This window comes from Vibrio sp. 397 (assembly GCF_033339395.1).
Lineage (GTDB): Bacteria > Pseudomonadota > Gammaproteobacteria > Enterobacterales > Vibrionaceae > Vibrio > Vibrio alginolyticus.
On sequence record NZ_JAWOUN010000002.1, the window covers coordinates 350,534 to 368,675 of the forward strand.

14 protein-coding genes are annotated in these 18,142 nt (G+C 45.3%); 7 read left to right on the forward strand and 7 right to left on the reverse strand.

The window, feature by feature from the left end; translation table 11 throughout:
- The first annotated feature begins 94 nt into the window (after window positions 1-94).
- The gene (locus R7P36_RS04520; protein ID WP_213971595.1) at window positions 95-2,239 is read left to right on the forward strand and encodes a TonB-dependent receptor; all 2,145 of its coding nucleotides are present in this window, start codon (window positions 95-97) and stop codon (window positions 2,237-2,239) included.
- A 619-nt stretch (window positions 2,240-2,858) separates the two neighbouring features.
- Here R7P36_RS04520 and R7P36_RS04525 read toward each other — a convergent pair.
- The 5 genes from R7P36_RS04525 to R7P36_RS04545 all read right to left on the reverse strand — a co-directional run bounded on the left by R7P36_RS04525 (window position 2,859) and on the right by R7P36_RS04545 (window position 8,684).
- Window positions 2,859-3,902 carry a GMP reductase gene (locus R7P36_RS04525; protein ID WP_005373458.1) on the reverse strand — a complete coding sequence of 348 codons (1,044 nt, stop codon included), beginning with the start codon at window positions 3,900-3,902 and terminating at the stop codon, window positions 2,859-2,861.
- A 436-nt stretch (window positions 3,903-4,338) separates the two neighbouring features.
- Entirely contained in the window at window positions 4,339-5,880 is a 1,542-nt protein-coding gene (locus R7P36_RS04530) for an NAD(P)H-hydrate dehydratase (protein ID WP_158155845.1), read from the reverse strand.
- Between the two features lie 86 nt (window positions 5,881-5,966).
- Window positions 5,967-6,404, reverse strand: coding sequence for a PAS domain-containing protein (locus R7P36_RS04535; protein ID WP_005373463.1), 438 nt, complete (start codon window positions 6,402-6,404; stop codon window positions 5,967-5,969).
- On the reverse strand, window positions 6,404-7,408 hold the full coding sequence (locus R7P36_RS04540; RefSeq protein ID WP_005373466.1) for a response regulator: 1,005 nt from the start codon (window positions 7,406-7,408) through the stop codon (window positions 6,404-6,406). Before R7P36_RS04540 ends, R7P36_RS04535 begins: the two co-directional genes overlap by 1 nt.
- 367 nt (window positions 7,409-7,775) lie before the next feature.
- Window positions 7,776-8,684 carry an aldo/keto reductase gene (locus tag R7P36_RS04545; protein ID WP_025767917.1) on the reverse strand — a complete coding sequence of 303 codons (909 nt, stop codon included), beginning with the start codon at window positions 8,682-8,684 and terminating at the stop codon, window positions 7,776-7,778.
- A gap of 95 nt (window positions 8,685-8,779) precedes the next feature.
- Here R7P36_RS04545 and R7P36_RS04550 point away from each other — a divergent pair, with 95 nt between their 5' ends.
- Window positions 8,780-9,193, forward strand: a complete 414-nt coding sequence (locus tag R7P36_RS04550) for a helix-turn-helix domain-containing protein (RefSeq protein ID WP_005387686.1) — start codon at window positions 8,780-8,782, stop codon at window positions 9,191-9,193.
- On the opposite strand, the gene R7P36_RS04555 is transcribed toward R7P36_RS04550, so the two are convergent.
- Window positions 9,174-9,788 carry a hypothetical protein gene (locus R7P36_RS04555; RefSeq protein ID WP_080996737.1) on the reverse strand — a complete coding sequence of 205 codons (615 nt, stop codon included), beginning with the start codon at window positions 9,786-9,788 and terminating at the stop codon, window positions 9,174-9,176. The genes R7P36_RS04550 and R7P36_RS04555 overlap by 20 nt on opposite strands.
- Window positions 9,789-10,258: 470 nt before the next feature.
- On the opposite strand from R7P36_RS04555, the gene clcA reads away from it, so the two are divergent.
- Together clcA and R7P36_RS04565 are read left to right on the forward strand one after the other, a co-directional pair.
- Entirely contained in the window at window positions 10,259-11,662 is a 1,404-nt protein-coding gene (gene clcA / locus R7P36_RS04560; RefSeq protein WP_005373473.1) for a H(+)/Cl(-) exchange transporter ClcA, read from the forward strand.
- A 261-nt stretch (window positions 11,663-11,923) separates the two neighbouring features.
- Window positions 11,924-12,871 carry a TDT family transporter gene (locus R7P36_RS04565; protein WP_005373475.1) on the forward strand — a complete coding sequence of 316 codons (948 nt, stop codon included), beginning with the start codon at window positions 11,924-11,926 and terminating at the stop codon, window positions 12,869-12,871.
- A gap of 44 nt (window positions 12,872-12,915) precedes the next feature.
- Here R7P36_RS04565 and folE read toward each other — a convergent pair whose 3' ends face one another.
- The gene (gene folE / locus R7P36_RS04570) at window positions 12,916-13,569 is read right to left on the reverse strand and encodes a GTP cyclohydrolase I FolE (RefSeq protein WP_005373478.1); all 654 of its coding nucleotides are present in this window, start codon (window positions 13,567-13,569) and stop codon (window positions 12,916-12,918) included.
- Between the two features lie 287 nt (window positions 13,570-13,856).
- On the opposite strand from folE, the gene moeA reads away from it, so the two are divergent.
- From moeA to R7P36_RS04585, 3 genes are all read left to right on the forward strand, one after another.
- The gene (gene moeA, locus R7P36_RS04575; protein WP_213915838.1) at window positions 13,857-15,092 is read left to right on the forward strand and encodes a molybdopterin molybdotransferase MoeA; all 1,236 of its coding nucleotides are present in this window, start codon (window positions 13,857-13,859) and stop codon (window positions 15,090-15,092) included.
- Window positions 15,093-15,101: 9 nt separating this feature from the next.
- Complete coding sequence (gene moeB / locus R7P36_RS04580; protein WP_053349250.1) at window positions 15,102-15,851, forward strand: molybdopterin-synthase adenylyltransferase MoeB; 750 nt, start codon at window positions 15,102-15,104, stop codon at window positions 15,849-15,851.
- 176 nt (window positions 15,852-16,027) lie between these two features.
- Entirely contained in the window at window positions 16,028-18,133 is a 2,106-nt protein-coding gene (locus tag R7P36_RS04585) for an LruC domain-containing protein (RefSeq protein WP_053349251.1), read from the forward strand.
- The last annotated feature ends 9 nt before the right edge of the window (window positions 18,134-18,142 follow it).

Sequence of the window (18,142 nt, forward strand, 5' to 3'; positions counted from 1 at the left end):
TAGACTACCACGTAATTACAAAGTGCTCAATAATCGCTAGCTAAATCAATTTATTAACAAGTTTATAAAAGACAACTTTTAGTTGCAGGAAGTTATGAAACTCAAACTATCTAAGCTAAATATTGCAGTGGTAAGTGCAATTACTCTTTCACCTTTCGGCGTTTCAGCGGAAAGTAACGACCAAGTCCAAGCAATGGAAACAATGGTTGTTACCGCAAGCCGTTCTCAACAGCTGCTTAACGACGTTCCTCGCTCTGTGACCGTTATCGACCAAGCACAACTTCAATCTCAATTGAACCAAAGCCGCAGCATCAACGATGTGCTTTCAACCTTGGTTCCAGGTATGGGGACTTCTGTTCACGGTAACCTGAGCAGCAAAGGTCAAAACCAAATCCGTGGTCGTCGCGTTCTGCTATTGATTGACGGTGTTGCACAAAACAACAGCTTCCTAGATTTTGGCCAAGAGCTGTCGGCGATTGATCCGCAAAACGTTGAGCGTATCGAAGTTATCCGCGGTGGTTCTGCGGTATACGGCCTTGGCGCACAGGGCGGTATCATCAACGTGATCACCAAAATGCCAGAAGAAGGCGCAGTAGAATATCGCACTAAAGTTGGCACAAGCTTCCAAGAGTTTGGTAGCGATGCGTTCACTTGGAACGTTTACCAAGAAGCGACTGGCGGTGATAAGAAAGATCAATGGCGTTTAGGTCTGGGTTACGAGCAACGTGGCGGCAGCTACGATGCTAACGGTGACCGCCTACCTTCGGTAAACAACGAAGATGACATGGACAACCTAAACGTAAACGGCGTTTGGAACCGTAACATCGACGAAGATCGCTCACTGACTTTGACTGTTGGCGTTCGTAACATTACTGACAACGACGGTTGGTGTGCAGCGAATGGCGATGCAGCTAACGGCAAACCTGCAGAAGCGGTTCACTGTGGCCCTGGTTACAACAACGGCGTTGCAGGCAAAGATGGCGCGAAACCAAACGATGTGACACGTACGTTCGCTAACTACCAAGCACGTTACCAAGATCTGGGCTTTAGCTTAGGTATGCTAGATGTAACGGGTTACTGGATGACTCAGGACACTGAGACGTTCACGCTTGCGATGAAAGACAAGAACCCAAATTCTCCAACCTTTGGTCAAACGCTATACGGCCACAACGAGACAGATTTTGATCGTTTCGGCGTGAAAGCCAACATCTCTAGCCAAATTGATTGGGCATTCGTGACTTGGGGTATGGACGTTGAACAACAGTCGTTCAAACAGCCAAACAGCGTCGGTTTCTACAACAACACACCGGATGTAGAGCAATTTGCTATCGCACCATTCGCACAGTTCACTACTGATGTAAGCGATAACACGGTTCTTTCTTACGGTATCCGTTACGAGTACGTTCGCCTAAGCGTGGATGATTTCACGGTAGGTAACACGCACAACAATGCAGGTGATCAAGTTCAAGGCGGTGATCCGTACTTTGACAAGTTCCTATTCAACATTGGTGTGACACACGATCTGACCGACAACCACCAGCTGTTTGCATCTTTCGCGCAAGGTATGTCAACGAACGAAGCACTACGTGACATTCGTTCTGGCAACAGCTCAACAGTTGAAGGTGCTATCAAGCCAATTACTACTGACAACTACGAAGTGGGTGTGCGCGGTTTCCTTGGTGAAGCGGACTACTCTCTTGCAGCGTTCTACAGCGAATCTGACCTAGGTTCGACACTAAACGTAAACGAAGCCGGCGATGCGCTAGAAAGTACTCGTGCACCAGAAAAAGTTTGGGGTGCGGAAGCAACGCTTGGTTACAGCATTCTTGCTAACCTTCGTACAGACAGCACGATCTCTTGGCAAGAAGGTGAGCGTAAACTTAACGAAGACAGCGGCTGGGAACCACTAGACGGCACGCGTATCGCACCATTGAAAGTAACGTCTGTTATCAGTTACGACGCTTACGAATTCGGTCGCTACAACATGACGCTGGTTTACTCAGGCAACCGTGATAAAGAAGATGAAATCACTTCTGGCGCGAAATACGCAGTAGACAGCTACTTCGTTGCAAACGCTGGTGTGGACTACGATCTTCCGTTCGGTACGTTAAGCTTCGCTGTTGAAAACCTATTCAACGAAGACTACATGACGGCGTACGCGCAATCAGAGCGTAACAACTCACGTTACTACAACGCACCGGGTCGTCGCTTCCACTTGAACTACGAAGTGAAATACTAAACTTAAAACACAGAAAATGCGCTTAATCAGATTAAGCGCATGTCTTTCACTTCTACTGTTATATTCGTGATTTATTACCTTAAAATTCAAATTAGTGCCGGGTACTAGCTTTGTTTCCTAAATCAGGCAACTAAATCTTCAACCCATGAGCTGAGCAGCTAAGTTCACTCATATACTTAGGCTAATAGCCAGCCTCGCTACAGAACAACCAATTGGAAACACAACAACCAAGCTTTAATCACCCGCTGTTAACGGACATTTTTAATTAAGAGACTGTTCAGCTATGGAAGCAAATCAAGCAAGGGAACCAACCTGGAAGACCTCGCCTATTTAATGACTTAGCGATTACGATGGCTCCTATGGTTAAGCATGTATTTTCATTGCCGCTTAGTTAAGTTTGAGAAATTACAATGCTCAAGTTGGAAAAACCTACGCCATGATAGAAGTGTTAAACAAACTCACTTAGCTAGGTATTTCATCCTAAAGCAGATATAAAATAGCCCCTTCAAAAATGTCATAAACTTAAAAAGCAATAGACTTATGAAGAGGCAATATCAAATTATGGTTGCACCAAATATCAATATATGGTTGCTTTTTACACTTGTTACATACAGTCGATTTACTCTTTACCGAACACGTTGTTCTCTTGTTCTTGAACGCGGATGAATGTAGTACGCTTGGTTAGCTCTTTAAGCTTTGCTGCACCTACGTATGTACATGTTGAGCGAACGCCGCCAAGGATGTCTTGAATAGTGCCGTGAACGCTACCACGGTATGGCAATAATACGGTTTTACCTTCGGCCGCACGGTAGCCAGCGACACCACCTGAGTGCTTGTCCATCGCGCTCTTCGACGACATGCCATAGAATTTCATGAACTTCTCGCCGTCTTTCTCGATCACTTCGCCGCCTGACTCTTCGTGACCCGCTAGCATCCCACCTAGCATTACGAAATCCGCGCCACCACCGAATGCTTTCGCTACGTCACCCGCACAAGAACAGCCACCGTCACCGACGATCATGCCACCAAGGCCGTGGGCTGCATCACCACACTCGATGATTGCAGAAAGCTGCGGGTAACCAACACCCGTTTTTACACGAGTTGTACATACAGAGCCTGGTCCGATACCCACTTTAACGATGTCTGCACCAGCTAGGATTAGCTCTTCACACATATCACCAGTAACCACGTTGCCTGCAGAAATGACCTTGTCTGGGAACTCTGCTCGCACGCGTTCAACATACTCGACCAAATGCTCTGAGTAACCATTTGCAATGTCGATACAAATGAAAATAAATTCATCTGAAAGTGCCATGATGTCTTTGGTTTTTTGGAAGTCTGCGTCAGATGTCCCAGTAGACACCATAACGTTATTCATGGTTACTTTATCTGCTGATTTAGCAAACTCAGCCCAATCTTCTACCGTGTAATGTTTGTGAACAGCGGTCATTACACCATGCTCAGCTAGGGCTTTAGCCATTGCAAAGCTACCAACCGAATCCATGTTTGCTGCGATTACTGGCACACCAGACCATTGACGACCACTATGCTTGAATGTAAAATCGCGGGTTAAATTTACTTGAGAACGGCTCTTAAGGGTAGAACGTTTCGGGCGAAACAGTACATCTTTAAAACCTAACTTAAGTTCTTGTTCGATACGCATTGTGTAATTCCTTGATTCATATGTATATGTGTCATTTCAGAGTGCGTAGTGATTTCGTTGGCAGACGAGTTCACTGTTCTTCGGACACAAAAAAACCGGAGCGTTGGCAGACGCTCCGGTTTTCAGCATTATAGGCTGTGATTTATTTCCTACAAGTCTGATATTTGAATTTTTTTTGTGATACCATCTTGAAAATCGCATATCAAAAACGCTCCCCAAGTAACCAAAACCTCTTATTATTTATAACTATCAACAACTTGAGAAAGCACTTAAGTTAACCCATTGCGCAAACCTTTGCGTCATATCTTAAAAATTAAAACGCAGCAACTCTCAAATCTGCCTAAAACTCAATCACCTAATACTAAGATGCCCTGCTAATTCGTAAAAAAGTACTCAAAAAAATCGACCAATTTTCTCAAAAATGCATGAAATCTAATTAAACTCGATAGAGCTCTTGGGTGATAGCGGTACGAAGAGTGCTAACGACATCACTTGCCAAAAGACCAATTTGACCATTCTGACTCACGTTTATATCAGCAGCATGACTGTGAAGTACCACACCTAAACGTGCGGCAACAGAAATTGGTAAACCTTTGGCTAGTAATGCACCAATGACTCCAGATAACACATCTCCCATTCCCCCCGTCGCCATTCCGGCGTTACCCGCTAGACAGACGTACATTCTCGTTCCATCGTAAATAAGCGTCCCCGCGCCTTTTAAAACCACTACACCGCCATAACGCTCTTGCAGTTGTCTTGCCGCAGAGTATCGGTCACTTTCTATTTGTTGAATGGTTACATTTAGTAGTCGAGCTGCCTCTCCAGGATGCGGCGTGATCACTCGATGGTTGTCGCAAACCAGAGTGCCATCGCACCGCTGGCTCAGCATCGCTAGAATATTGAGGCCATCAGCATCAACAACTTTAGGTTTCTGCTCTTGAGCCAGATATTGATAGGCTTGATAAGCCCACTCATCATCTCCAAAGCCAGGACCAAACACGAATACGTCAGCCCAGCGAATGCGTTTAGTTAAGTCGTTCTCAGTATCCCTGAGTAAGTCAGCGGTGATGCTCTGGCTCATTACTTCTGGGCAACCAACCTGCAGTGGAATAAGGCTACTCGTGTGAGTAATTGCGGCAGTTAAACCCGCTCCGGCTCTAATCGCAGCGGAGGAACATAAACGAATCGCTCCAGACATCCCTTGATTGCCACCAACACAAAGCAACTTCCCGTTGTCACCTTTATGGACCGTTGGATTTGGCTTGGGCATTAATCTTGAAACAACCTGATGATCAATACCTAATGCACTTTCTACTTCGATAGTATCAAACTTAGTATTGACGCCTAAACCACAAAAGTAGAGCTCGCCAACTCGATCTCTCGCTTGTCCAGTGCATAAGCCTTGTTTAACCCCAATGAAGGTTACAGTATGCTCGGCACGAATAGCATCACCTAAAACTGCACCTGTATTAGCACACAGACCAGAAGGAACGTCGACTGCAATCACAGGGGTATGAATTTGATTAATTTGGTCAATATAGCGACGATACTCCGAACGAACCTCACCGCTTAAACCAGTGCCTAACATGGCATCGATGATCACATCTGCTTCTAGCAATGCGGTATTCCATTCATCCCAATCATTGTTAACACCGTCGATTGACTGCCAGTCTTGGTATGCGCGCAAAGCATCACCTTTTAGCACAGATACATCACCAATTTGGAAAACATGTACATTGAGTTGAGCTTGTTTCGCAAGAGATGCAAATACGTAACCATCGCCACCGTTATTCCCTTTACCGCAAATCACTAAGATATTTTTTGATTTAGGATACAGATGTAAAAAGCGCTCATACACGGCCATACCAGCGCGTTGCATTAAGCTATACATAGAAACACCAGCCATTTGCGCAGCCAGCGTTTCACCGTTTTTTACTTGCTCTGCGGTGTAGAGTTTTAGAGCGAGATTAAAGTCCATATTCACGTTCTACGCATTGGGAAACACAATTATAAGTATACAAAAAAGCCAAGGCGGACCTTGGCTTTTGAGAAAGTTTTTTATCGCTATTGATTCTGAGACATCAGAGCTTCAGCCGTCGCGTCTTGTATAGACAAAAACAACGAGTTGATTTTTCCAGTCGGTGTGCGCATTGGGTTCAACGTAACATTCTGGTACATAAACTCCGCTTGCTGCGTAACTGGTCGAACATTGCGACAGCAGAATAAGTAAGGTCGTTGTCGCCATGTGATGAAGCTGCGACAGCCTAGGTCATACACTGGTTTTGTTTTTAATTTAAACCACTCCTGTGGGATTTCAGGGAAGATATCAAATATAGAACGACCTATCGCATCATGAGACTGCAAACCACTGTGATGAGTCATAAACCCATTCCAGACCTGTACATTGTAATCTCGATCAATGACCACTAAGCCCATGTCGACGTTTTGTACCATATCCACCATCCAATGGAATTGTTCAAACTCTGCTGGCATATTCAACATTAGAACTCCTCCATTAGATAAGACAGTTTGTTATCAAGCAGCGGCAAGGATTCATCCACAAACATAAACAACAAGTCACAACGAATCGACGTTCCTTCAATGTTGTAGCTCACTTCGAATGTCATCGTGCGGCTGAATGCTCCAGTTGTAGATTCAATGATCGAGTCAATTGAGATATGCTGACCAAGGAGTACTGGTGGACTTTGGAAGAATCGGACTTCAGACTGCTCGCCTAAACCATTTAAGAACGACCCCACCAAAATATTAGAAATATCCATTAGCAGCTCAAGCTCTTCTAGCTCTTCGCTGTCTGCTGGTACTTTCATCAACTTTTTGAGATCAGATACGCTTGAATCACTCAAAATCACTAGCGCTTCGCCAGCAATACCTTCGCCACAAAATCCCTGACAAACACCCGATACGTTGTCATGCGACGCCAAGTCGCGTAGGGCCATGTGAAGTTCGCTCACTTCAAAGATATTGACGTTCGGCAGAGGTAGTTGCACAAACACATCAAAGTGACGCGCCAACGCATCGGCTGCTCGACCAATTGAAACGTTAGCCACTTCCATGTAAATATCGCGACGACGTAAAATCGGTAACTCAATAGAGACAGGCGTGATAATTTGAGGACGAGGTTCTGGCTCGACCAACTCTTTAAGCGCCTTCTTGAGTTCATCTTTGGCGATCGGTTTTTGAATAAACGCTTTTGCACCCAGTGCGAACACGCGCTCTTTCGCTTTAGGTTGGATATCCCCCGACACCACAACCACCGGAGTTTTATCCCCTAACCGTTGCATGTGCTCTAGTGTTTCAAAGCCATCCATTTCTGGCATGGTCAAATCAAGAAACATCAATTTAAACTCGTTTTTTTCGAGTTCTTCTAGCGCGTTTTTTCCGTGGATAGCAAACGTAATATCGGCATTCAATGTGGCTGGTAGTGATCTCGCCATCTGTTTGCGTGCTAACGCTGAATCATCACAGATGAGTACGGGAAAAGACATTCAATCACCTTTTTATATTCCACAATCTGCGCCGGAGTCTAACAGATTGTTACAGCATGTAATACGAGAAAACTGACGAGTTTTTTATTTCTTTATTATTCAATAAGCATACGCAATATGAATGAATGAGTGAACAAAATGACTAAAAAGCAAGCATCACATTCGCTGTTTAGTGACATAAAACAAACATGGGTAAAACTCCTCCACCCAAAGTAAGCAAAAAGTTGCATCTAACATCCAAAGCCCATTTTTGCTCGAATTTCATTCTTTCCATTTCCATAATGGGTAAACAGTAACGCGCTAAAACTAAAAAGGCACCCTGCTAGAGGATGCCTTTAATAATAATTTCATCGATAAGATATCAATTCTATGGCACACCATGGCCTTTAGAAGCCACCCATACGCGATACCATTGCTCTCGAGTAAGTTCGATGTTCAATGCATTAACTGCAGTTTGCACACGCTCGATTTTACCAGAACCAATGATTGGAATAGGGTTAGATGGCAAACGACGTACCCAGGCATAAATTACTTGGTCAATACTCGCTGCGCCCACTTCTTCACGAATTGCTTCTAATTCGTTACGGACACGAACAGCTTGCTCAGTTTCACCGCTAAAAATTGAACCACCACCGAGGCAAGACCAAGCCATTGGTCGCGTGCGCAACATTTGCATTTGATCAAGCGTTCCATCGTGAGCAACCTCAAAGTTAAGTGGGTTGATTTCCACTTGGTTAGTAACCAACGGCTTACCTAAGCGAGATTGCAGCAGTTCAAACTGGCGTGGAGTGAAGTTAGACACACCAAAGTGCTTCACTTTGCCGACTTTGTGAAGCTCAGAAAATGCTTCTGCAACCTCGTCTGCATCCATTAACACGTCAGGACGATGAATTAAAAGTACGTCGATTTCATCCACATTCAAACGTTCTAGCGAGTTATTCACCGATTGGTAGATATGTGCTGAGCTCGTGTCGTAGTGATTGATCTTACGCTCTGGCGTTTTATCGCCACACAAATTGATGTCGCATTTCGTCACGATCTGAATTTGTTCACGAACACTCTTGTCTAAAGCTAGCGCTTCACCAAACAACGCCTCACACTCGTAATTACCGTAGATGTCGGCGTGATCGACTGTCGTAATGCCTAACTCAATGTGTTGCTTGAGGAATGACAAACGCTCTTGAGCCGTCATTCCCCACTCAACTGCACGCCAATATCCTTGAACCAGCTCTGAGAACTCTGGGCCTTTTGGTGCAGTTACTACTTTTGCAACCATGGGTTTTCTCCTTCAATTGATCTGCATTCATCGTAGTCTTGTTTTCGTACCGGCTCAACGGGTAAACTTTCGCAATTCGAACTGGAGTACGAAATATGTCTTTTGCCCAACGCCTAGCCACCCTGATCGGAGAAGAAAGCATCAGCGGGTTCGCTCGACGCGTCGATGTGTCTGAAGCTTTAATACGCAAATACCTTAAAGGCAGTGAACCTAGCCTAACTAAAGCAAATCAAATTGCAATGCGCGCCAATTGCTCTCTCGAATGGTTAGCAACGGGATGCGGTTATTTATATCGCCGTGCTGAAGTCGTGGATATGGATGCGTACAAACTTGCCTTTCAACACGTTATGAATCAGCCGTTGTCAGACGATGCAGAAGAGCTACACCGCAAGCTAATTGCAGGATATCAATACCTGCGCGCTCACAAAAAATCGGATGGTTTTTTGGATGAATCAGCAATGGCGACCTTCCTATCTCTCCATAAAGAATCTAAAAACGAGTCACTTTGACCTCGATAATTTCGCCATCACTGCGCAAGTGCACATTTAAGGACGGTGATGGCGTCAGAAACTCGTCCGGTTTTACCCAAAGCAAACTTCGAATCGTTTCTTGTGGATAGCGGTTCATCAACAAAATAACTTCTTTATCGACAAGCTCGGAAGATTTCTTTTCCAGAGCTTCAACGACATCATATTGCTCTTTTCCGATAGTGACTCTGCGTAAAACTAACCCATCCTTTCTTAAGTTGAGAAGTAAGTCATTCAGACGCTGCCACTCGTATTCAGTAAGAAACGAGAACTGAGCACTTTCTCTTCTCAAAATCACTTCACCATACAAGTGCTGCTGGTAGTACGAAAAATCATCCAAACAAAATGCGTTGATAAACGTTGAGTTGTCTCGCAACTGCACTTCGCAACCATACCAGCTTCCACTTTTTTCTATACGTTCTTTTAAATTGGAATATGGCATTGCTGACAACGTGTCTTGCCACCAGCTCGGCGTTGAAAGTGCCGGAAACGTTACCGAACAACAACATAAAGAAAGTAAGAGTCGAAGATAAAAGCGCATGCACTGCTCTAGTTGGTTGACATCGAACCAAGACATTACTAACTGCAAGAAAATGTTCAAGAGAAAAATAGTGGCAGGTGGCGATGAAAGTTATGGTGATGAAAGTTATAACGCAGAAATTAAGAAGGCGCACATGTTCGTGCGCCTCTACCTCGTTACTCAATCGTGAGTGTGCGAATCGGCGATGTCTATTGATGCATCCCGAACATAAAACGAGGACTTACCGTAGGGTTTGAATCCATCCAAATTGTGTGTAAAACCTCACATCCCTCCTTCTGAAGCAGTCATGTTGCTTTACAATTAAAGCATGGTTCATTTTTCTCAAAAAACAAGTTTTTTATCCTAAATTATGAGAGCAATAGCACAATCTGAGTGAATGAATAATATCGCGACACTTCGAACACTCAATAGTGAAAAGCTAAATTGCATCTTTATTGATTAGGTCTAGACTCTGCGAAGCGTATACTTTCTTTCGTCCCTTCCCCCAGCAACAGGAGAGCTTGTTAATGACCAAACGCGAGAGAATTGTGAAATCTGTGTTGGCGCACGTACCGAAAGATGCGATTAACCAGTTTGTCTCTCGAGGGTCAACACCATTTTCTGTTCTCATTATGGCCGCCATTGTGGGTACGTTGGCTGGTTTTGTCGGTACGTATTTCGAGCTTGCCGTTCATTTCGTTTCTGAAACACGAACAGAATGGTTAAGAAGCGAAATTGGTAATGTTCTACCGTTGTGGCTGGCAGCGGTTCTCATTAGCGCACTTTTAGCTTTTATTGGCTATTTTCTTGTGCACCGCTTTGCGCCAGAAGCGGCAGGTTCTGGTATTCCTGAAATCGAAGGGGCAATGGATAATATTCGTCCAGTGCGCTGGTGGCGAGTTCTACCAGTAAAATTCTTCGGCGGCATGGGCGCACTTGGCTCAGGTATGGTGCTGGGTCGTGAAGGCCCAACCGTTCAAATGGGTGGTGCTGTAGGTCGAATGGTGACCGATATATTCCGGGTAAAGGATGACGATACCCGCCACTCCCTGCTCGCTTCTGGTGCTGCTGGCGGTTTGGCTGCGGCTTTTAATGCCCCACTCGCAGGCATTATGTTCGTTGTGGAGGAAATGCGACCTCAGTTTCGCTACTCTTTGATCTCAATTCGCGCAGTGATCATTTCTGCCATTATGGCGAACATAGTGTTTCGCGCCATCAACGGGCAAGACGCCGTTATCACTATGCCGCAATACCAGTCGCCAGAGCTTCAAACCCTATGGCTGTTTTTATTGCTTGGCGCATTGTTTGGCGTGTTTGGCGTGATCTTCAATAAACTGATTACCGTGGCACAAGACAGTTTTGTCGCAATTCACAAAAACGATCGTAAGCGCTACTTGATTGTAGGTTCGTTACTGGGAGGCGTGTTTGGCTTGCTTCTTTTGTACGTACCCCAACTAACTGGTGGTGGTATCGGCCTTATTCCTGACATTACTAACGGTAACTACTCGGTATCCATTTTAGTTTTGCTTTTCTTTGGTCGTGTAATTACAACCCTGCTCTGTTTTGGTTCTGGTGCGCCGGGAGGCATCTTTGCACCTATGCTTGCTCTGGGAACCTTATTTGGCTATGCGTTCGGAGCAAGTGCTGATGTCTTACTCCCTGCGCTTGATATCGAGCCTGGTGTATTTGCGATTGCGGGCATGGGTGCCCTGTTTGCAGCAACGGTACGTGCACCGATTACAGGTATTCTGTTAGTGATTGAAATGACGAATAACTACTACTTAATCCTGCCATTGATCATTACTTGTTTGGGCGCTGTGATTATTGCTCAATTGTTGGGTGGACAACCTATTTACAGCCAGCTGCTGCATCGCACAATCAAAAACGAAAAGTTACGCCAACAGGATCTACCGGAGAATCAATCAACATAACATTCTCTTTGTTATCACTTCTCTCCAGACTATCGAAGGGTTTGGAGCGATAAACTCTGCATTTTTACATCTTTTCCCAAATATTCGATACCAAACTCACAAAATTATCATTCTCTGATATTTGCTCACCACCTTTCATGAGAAACCCCTCTCCATACTTGTTAGTATTCGCTACTTAAATAGAGCATTTCATCCAAATCGTCATGTTTCGTTTCATTCAGGCAAAAATCAAATGGAGTAGATTTGAACTGGAGAAGACTTGTGCAGTTTTATAGTGTCCCGCCGTCTCAAGCCGCGTTGGCACTAGGTATGATAGGTTTAGGGCAAGCTTGGGCACTCTATGTTCCTGAGATTGGTGAACCGATACGCCCATTTTTGGCGTCACTCGGCGCACTTTTACTCGCCCCTGTACTCATAAAATATGCCGCTAATCCACGATTATTCATGGTCGACATTCGTCACCCGCTGAGTGGTAGTTTAATGGCACCAATGAGTATGGCGTTACTGATCCTTGCAGATTATCTTGCCGCTGTAGCGCCTATCATCGCTTATCCACTTTGGTTTATGGCGCTTTTGCTGCATTTTACTATGATGGTGCTGTTTTTTAGCTTTCAGCTAATGAACTTCAAAATGTCCAATATCGTACCGAGTTGGTTTCTTTATCCGGTGGGGCTAATCAGTAGTTCACTAGCCGGTTCTCAACTAGGTCACAACTTATTCTCCGAAACATTAGCGATGATGTGCATCGGCATTTATTTCTTCATGCTGCCACTCGTGTTGTATCGTTTAGTGTTTTTCGGCTCTCTACCAAGGCGAGCAAGACCGACCCTCGCGATTATGGCCGCGCCGGTAAACTTGTCATTAGCAGCATACTTGGTGAACTTTCCCTTACCTGATCCGATACTAACAGGCGCATTGGCAGGGATCGCCATCACTATGACTTTATTGATCTACTTATGTTACTTCCGCTTACTTCGCTTGAAGTTTCAACCTTCTATCGCGGCAGTAACCTTTCCTTCCGTGATCAGCGCTATCGCAATGCATCGCTTAACCTCTTTTTTTGCCGAATCGCACCCTCACTGGCACTGGCTGCACGACTTTGGTTTTCTAGAGCTCAGTATCGCGACTGTATTGGTTGTTTGGGTATCGGCAGGTTACGTCAAAATGTATTGGCCAGAAATCATGAAGTCATTTTCTAAACAAGCATAAAAAAGGATGGCGTTTGCCATCCTCTTAGAATAGTGCTTGGTTACCTAACGTAAACCGTGCAGAAACTCGGCACGCGTTGCTGGGTTGCTTTTGAAGATACCGCCCAATGCTGTTGTCGTGGTTTCGCTGGTTGCATCCATCACACCGCGAGATTTCACGCAGTAGTGTGTTGCGTCAATCGTCACTGCAACATCATCAGACTCAAGCAACGTTTGAAGTGCAACAAGAATCTGCTGAGTCATACGCTCTTGAACTTGTGGACGCTGGGCAAAGAAGCGAACGATACGGTTGATCTTTGATAAGCCAATGATCTTGCCACGTGGAATGTAAGCCACAGCAGCCTTGCCATCGATGGTCACAAGGTGGTGTTCACAAGTACTGGTCACTGTGATGTCCTTCACGCGAACCATCTCGCTCACGTTCATCTTGTTCTCAATCACCGTGATTTTAGGAAAGTTGGAGTAATCCAGACCAGAGAAGATTTCGTCAACGTACATCTTAGCAATGCGGTGAGGGGTCTCTTCTAGGCTATCGTCAGTGAGGTCAAGTTGAAGTAGACCTAAAATCTCACGCATGTGGTGTTCGATCTTCTCTTTCTTCTCTTCACGACTTACGTTGTTTGGACGCATTGGCGTTTCCAAACCGCGTTGCTCTAGCGCTTCTTTTACTAACTTCGCTGACTCGCTAAGACCTGACATTCCACTTCCTCTTTTGTTTTACTTCAGCCTTCGTACAAACCCAATCAAAATTGCATTCATACTTTTCGCTTTGAGTTGCTCAGTTCGTGTCTTTACACCAAGTCACATCAGATGAAGGTACTGAGCTGATTTTCTTGAGCTCCGCAGGTTTTTTACCCCTTTTGGATGGCTGACAAGGATACTCGGATTTTTGAATAATTACACCCATATTTTATAGGTGGACATTCTTACTCAGTCCCCTTTTATGGTAAAGTTGCCACAAAACAAAAGAACACAGGATTTTCTCAATGGGCTGCTGCGACGCACCTGGCTTGATGCCAATTGAAGAAGCGATGGACAAAATGCTATCGCGAATCAAACCTATCCAAACAACGCTTTCTCTTCCACTTGCAGACGCACTCGGTTTTGTTCTGGCAGAAGACATTTTGTCTCCTATTCACGTACCACCATTCGACAACTCAGCAATGGATGGCTACGCTATTCGCATTCAAGATCTTGAGTCATCTTCTGTATTGCCTCTGGCAGGTAAATCATTTGCAGGACAACCTTTTGAAGGTGAATGGCCTCAAGGTACCTGTGTTCGCATCATGACTGGCGCAAAAATCCCACAGGGTTGTGATGCCGTTATCATGCAAGAAAACACTGAAGTGACAGATGATGGCATTCAGTTCAACCAAACCGACGTGAAGCCACAAAACAACATCCGCCCAACAGGTGACGACATCAAGCAAGGCGACATCGTACTGGCAAAAGGTGCACGTTTGACACCTCGCGATATTCCGATGATTGCGTCTCTTGGTATAAGCCATGTGACAGTAGTACGTAAGCCAAAAGTTGCGTTCTTCTCTACTGGTGATGAACTTAAACCACTGAGCGAGCCGCTAGACGAAGGTCAGATCTACGACAGCAACCGTTACGGTATTAAACCACTTATCGAGAACTTCGGTTGTGAAGCCGTTGATCTTGGCATCATTCCAGATTGCCCAGAGACTCTGAAAGCAACCTTTGAACAAGCGCAAACATTGGCAGATGTGGTTGTGACCTCTGGCGGTGTTAGTGTGGGCGAAGCGGATTACACCAAAGACATTCTTGAAGAGCTTGGTGAAATCGGTTTCTGGAAGTTAGCAATCAAGCCGGGTAAACCTTTCGCATTTGGTAAGCTAAGTACAGCTTGGTTCTGTGGGCTACCGGGTAACCCGGTTTCTGCAGTTCTTACTATGTACGTGCTTGTGCAACCAATGCTGGCAAAACTTGCAGGCCATACAGAATGGAAAGCACCCGAATCTATTCCAGCAACAACCAAAACCGCCTTTAAGAAAGCGCCAGGTCGTACCGATTACCAACGTGGTATCTATACATTGGAAGATGGCAAGTTTGTCGTTGAAACAACCGGTAACCAAAGCTCTGGTGCATTCCGCTCAATGAGCCTAGCGAACTGTTTTGTTGTATTGGAACGTGAACGCGGCCGAGTTGAAGTGGGCGAAACGGTTCAGATTCAACTATTCAACTCAACCCTTTACTAGGAAGACGTTGTGGATATTCTTTCCGATCAGGAAATGTTGCGTTACAACCGCCAAATCATTCTTCGTCAGTTTGACTTTGAAGGACAAGAAGCACTCAAACAAGCATCGGTATTGATGCTTGGTGCTGGCGGTTTAGGCTGCGCATCAAGCCAATATTTGGCGACTGCTGGTGTCGGTAAAATCACGCTGATTGATGATGATATCGTCGAGTTGTCTAACCTTCAGCGCCAAGTGCTGCACCACGATGCGGATATTGGTCGTAAGAAGGTAGACTCGGCGGCCAATGCACTACGTGAACTTAATCCGCACATTGTCGTAGATACCATCGCAAAACGTCTTGATGATACCGCGTTAGAGAGCCTGATTAAGCAACACACTATTGTTGTCGATGCATCAGATAACGTCGATACGCGCAATCAACTTAACCGCCTATGTTTTGCGACTAAAACACCGCTAATTTCAGGCGCGGCTATTCGTATGGAAGGCCAAGTGAGTGTGTTTACTTACGACGACCCAACTCAACCATGTTACCAGTGCTTAAGTGCCCTCTTCGGCAGCGGTGCGTTAAGTTGTGTCGAAGCCGGAGTCATGGCTCCTGTTGTGGGTATTGTTGGCGCAGTACAAGCGATGGAGACAATTAAAGTGATTGCTGATTACGGCCAACCAAAGAAAGGCAAAATTCTGATTTTGGACGCGCTCAGCATGTCTTGGCGAGAAATGAATCTGATGAAAATGCCAACCTGTCCGGTTTGTAGTTAGTTCTAAACCTCTAATCATTCCCAAAAAGCCCAACTCGATGTTGGGCTTTTTTCTCATTTTGACAATCAGATTTAAAACCCTTCTTCTTACAAATTTTAACTTCATAAAATTCAACAATTTAAAAGTTGGCACATTCCTTTCATTGCATATATCACGAACCAATGAGAGGGCGAATTATGAAAAGGACATCACTACTACTTGGGTCTCTAATAGTGAGCGCTTATGCACAAGCGGCGCCATTTGATACGTGCCCAAGCCAAGCATACCTATTCCAATCAACCCCGGTTCAAATCTATGGCGTCAATTTGGTTACAGGCTCTACGACTCTTTTAGAGGACGACACAGGTTTGGCTTCGGGCATCAACGGTGTAGGCTTTAACTTCACTGACCGTTATATCTACGGCTACGACACCACAAACAAAAAGATTGTTCGTCTTGGTAAAGACTTCCAAGCAGAGACACTTAATGTTTCGGGCCTTCCTACCGACCACACGTTTTACGTTGGCGACGTTTACAACCACGTCTACTACTTGTACCGCAAAGGCAAAGGACTTTTCTCCATTGACCTTTCTCCGCTCGATTCTGATCCAAATGCGACATTGAGCATCGTGAAAATTAGCTCAACAGCGACAGTGAACCTAACCGACTTTGCATTCCATCCAGGTGATGGCTCCCTTTACGGCATCGACAACAACTCTGGTGTGCTATATCAGTTCAACCCATCAAACGGTAGCGCAACTGCGATAGGTGACACAGGTGAGAAAGGCACATTTGGTGCTGGCTACTTCGATGTAAACGGCAACTACTACGTGTCACGTAACCAAGATGGCAAAATCTATCGCGTTGACCTTTCGGAAGGTAACGCAGCCAATATCGCAGCAGGTATCGTTCCTGCGGTTGAGTTTGTATCCAACGGTCCAAGCTCAAGCCAAAATGACGGTGCACGTTGTGCAAATGCTCCGGTGATTAACGAAGACGAGCCAATTGATTTCGGTGATGCTCCAGACAGCTACCACACAACACTTGCGTCAAACGGTCCTCGTCACGAAGTGGACGGTGTAACTTGGCTTGGTTCCGTCGCTCCAGATGGTGATGCCGACGGACAGGCAAACGATAACTCTGTGGGCACAGCCGATGAAGATGGTGTTGGTTTTGTATCCGCACTTGATCCAGGCTTAAGCTCAATTGTGAATGTGACAGCTTCTACTTCTGGCTACCTATCAGCATGGTTTGACTGGAACCGCGATGGTGACTTTGATGATGAAGGTGAGCAAGTCTTTACCGACCAATTACTGTCTGCGGGTAATAATCCCCTACCGTTTGTAGTTTCAACCGCTGCAACGGAAGGGTCTAGCTGGAGCCGATTCCGCTTTAGCCAACAAACCGGATTAAACTACGATGGTGGTTCGACGTCTGGTGAGGTGGAAGATTACCCAATTACCATCACTGGTAATGGTTACTCAGTGGAGTATTTCCCGAGTGCAGAAGATTACGCCACCGTGGCTTATGAAGATAATTGGCCATACACCGCAGACTACGACATGAACGATGTGGTCGTGAAATTCCGCATCACTGAAACCAGTCTTGCTGGTCATGTTGAGAATATTCAGATTACAGGTGACCTAGCGGCTTACGGCGCAAGCTACAAAAATGGCTTCGCAATCCGACTACCGGGTGTATTGAGAAGCTCGATTGAAAATGGATTAACGACGCTATCCTTCAATGGTGTAGAGCAAGCATCTAATGGCTTGGAAAGTATTTCTGATGAAGCAATTTTCATCATCAGTGAAGACTTAAGCACACACGCGGCGAGCAGCTGTAGCTACTTCCGCACAGAGTCTGGCTGTGATGATAACGTTTCACTCACCTTTACCTTGAATGTGTACTTCACTGAAGGATCTGACCGTTCAGCCATTCAAGCCATGCCATACGACCCGTTCATCTTTGCAACACCGGACACTTACCATGGCGATGGTATTACCTTCCAACCAGGTCGTAAATGGGAAGTTCACTTAGCAGACCAAGCACCAACAGAACAGTTTGATGACCAAAACCTCTTCGGTGTCGGCGTCGATGCAAGTGACCCAGCACAAGGTGTGTACTTCAAAACAGCAAACAACTTACCTTGGGCACTGTTGATAGTAGAAGATTGGGATTGGCCGCTAGAGCGTGTAGACATGGTCGATGCATACCCTCAATTCCAAACTTGGGCTGAGTCTGGTGGCGAACTAAGCACAGATTGGCACACCGCTCCAACACCTAACAAATGCTACATTCCATAGGGAGATAAC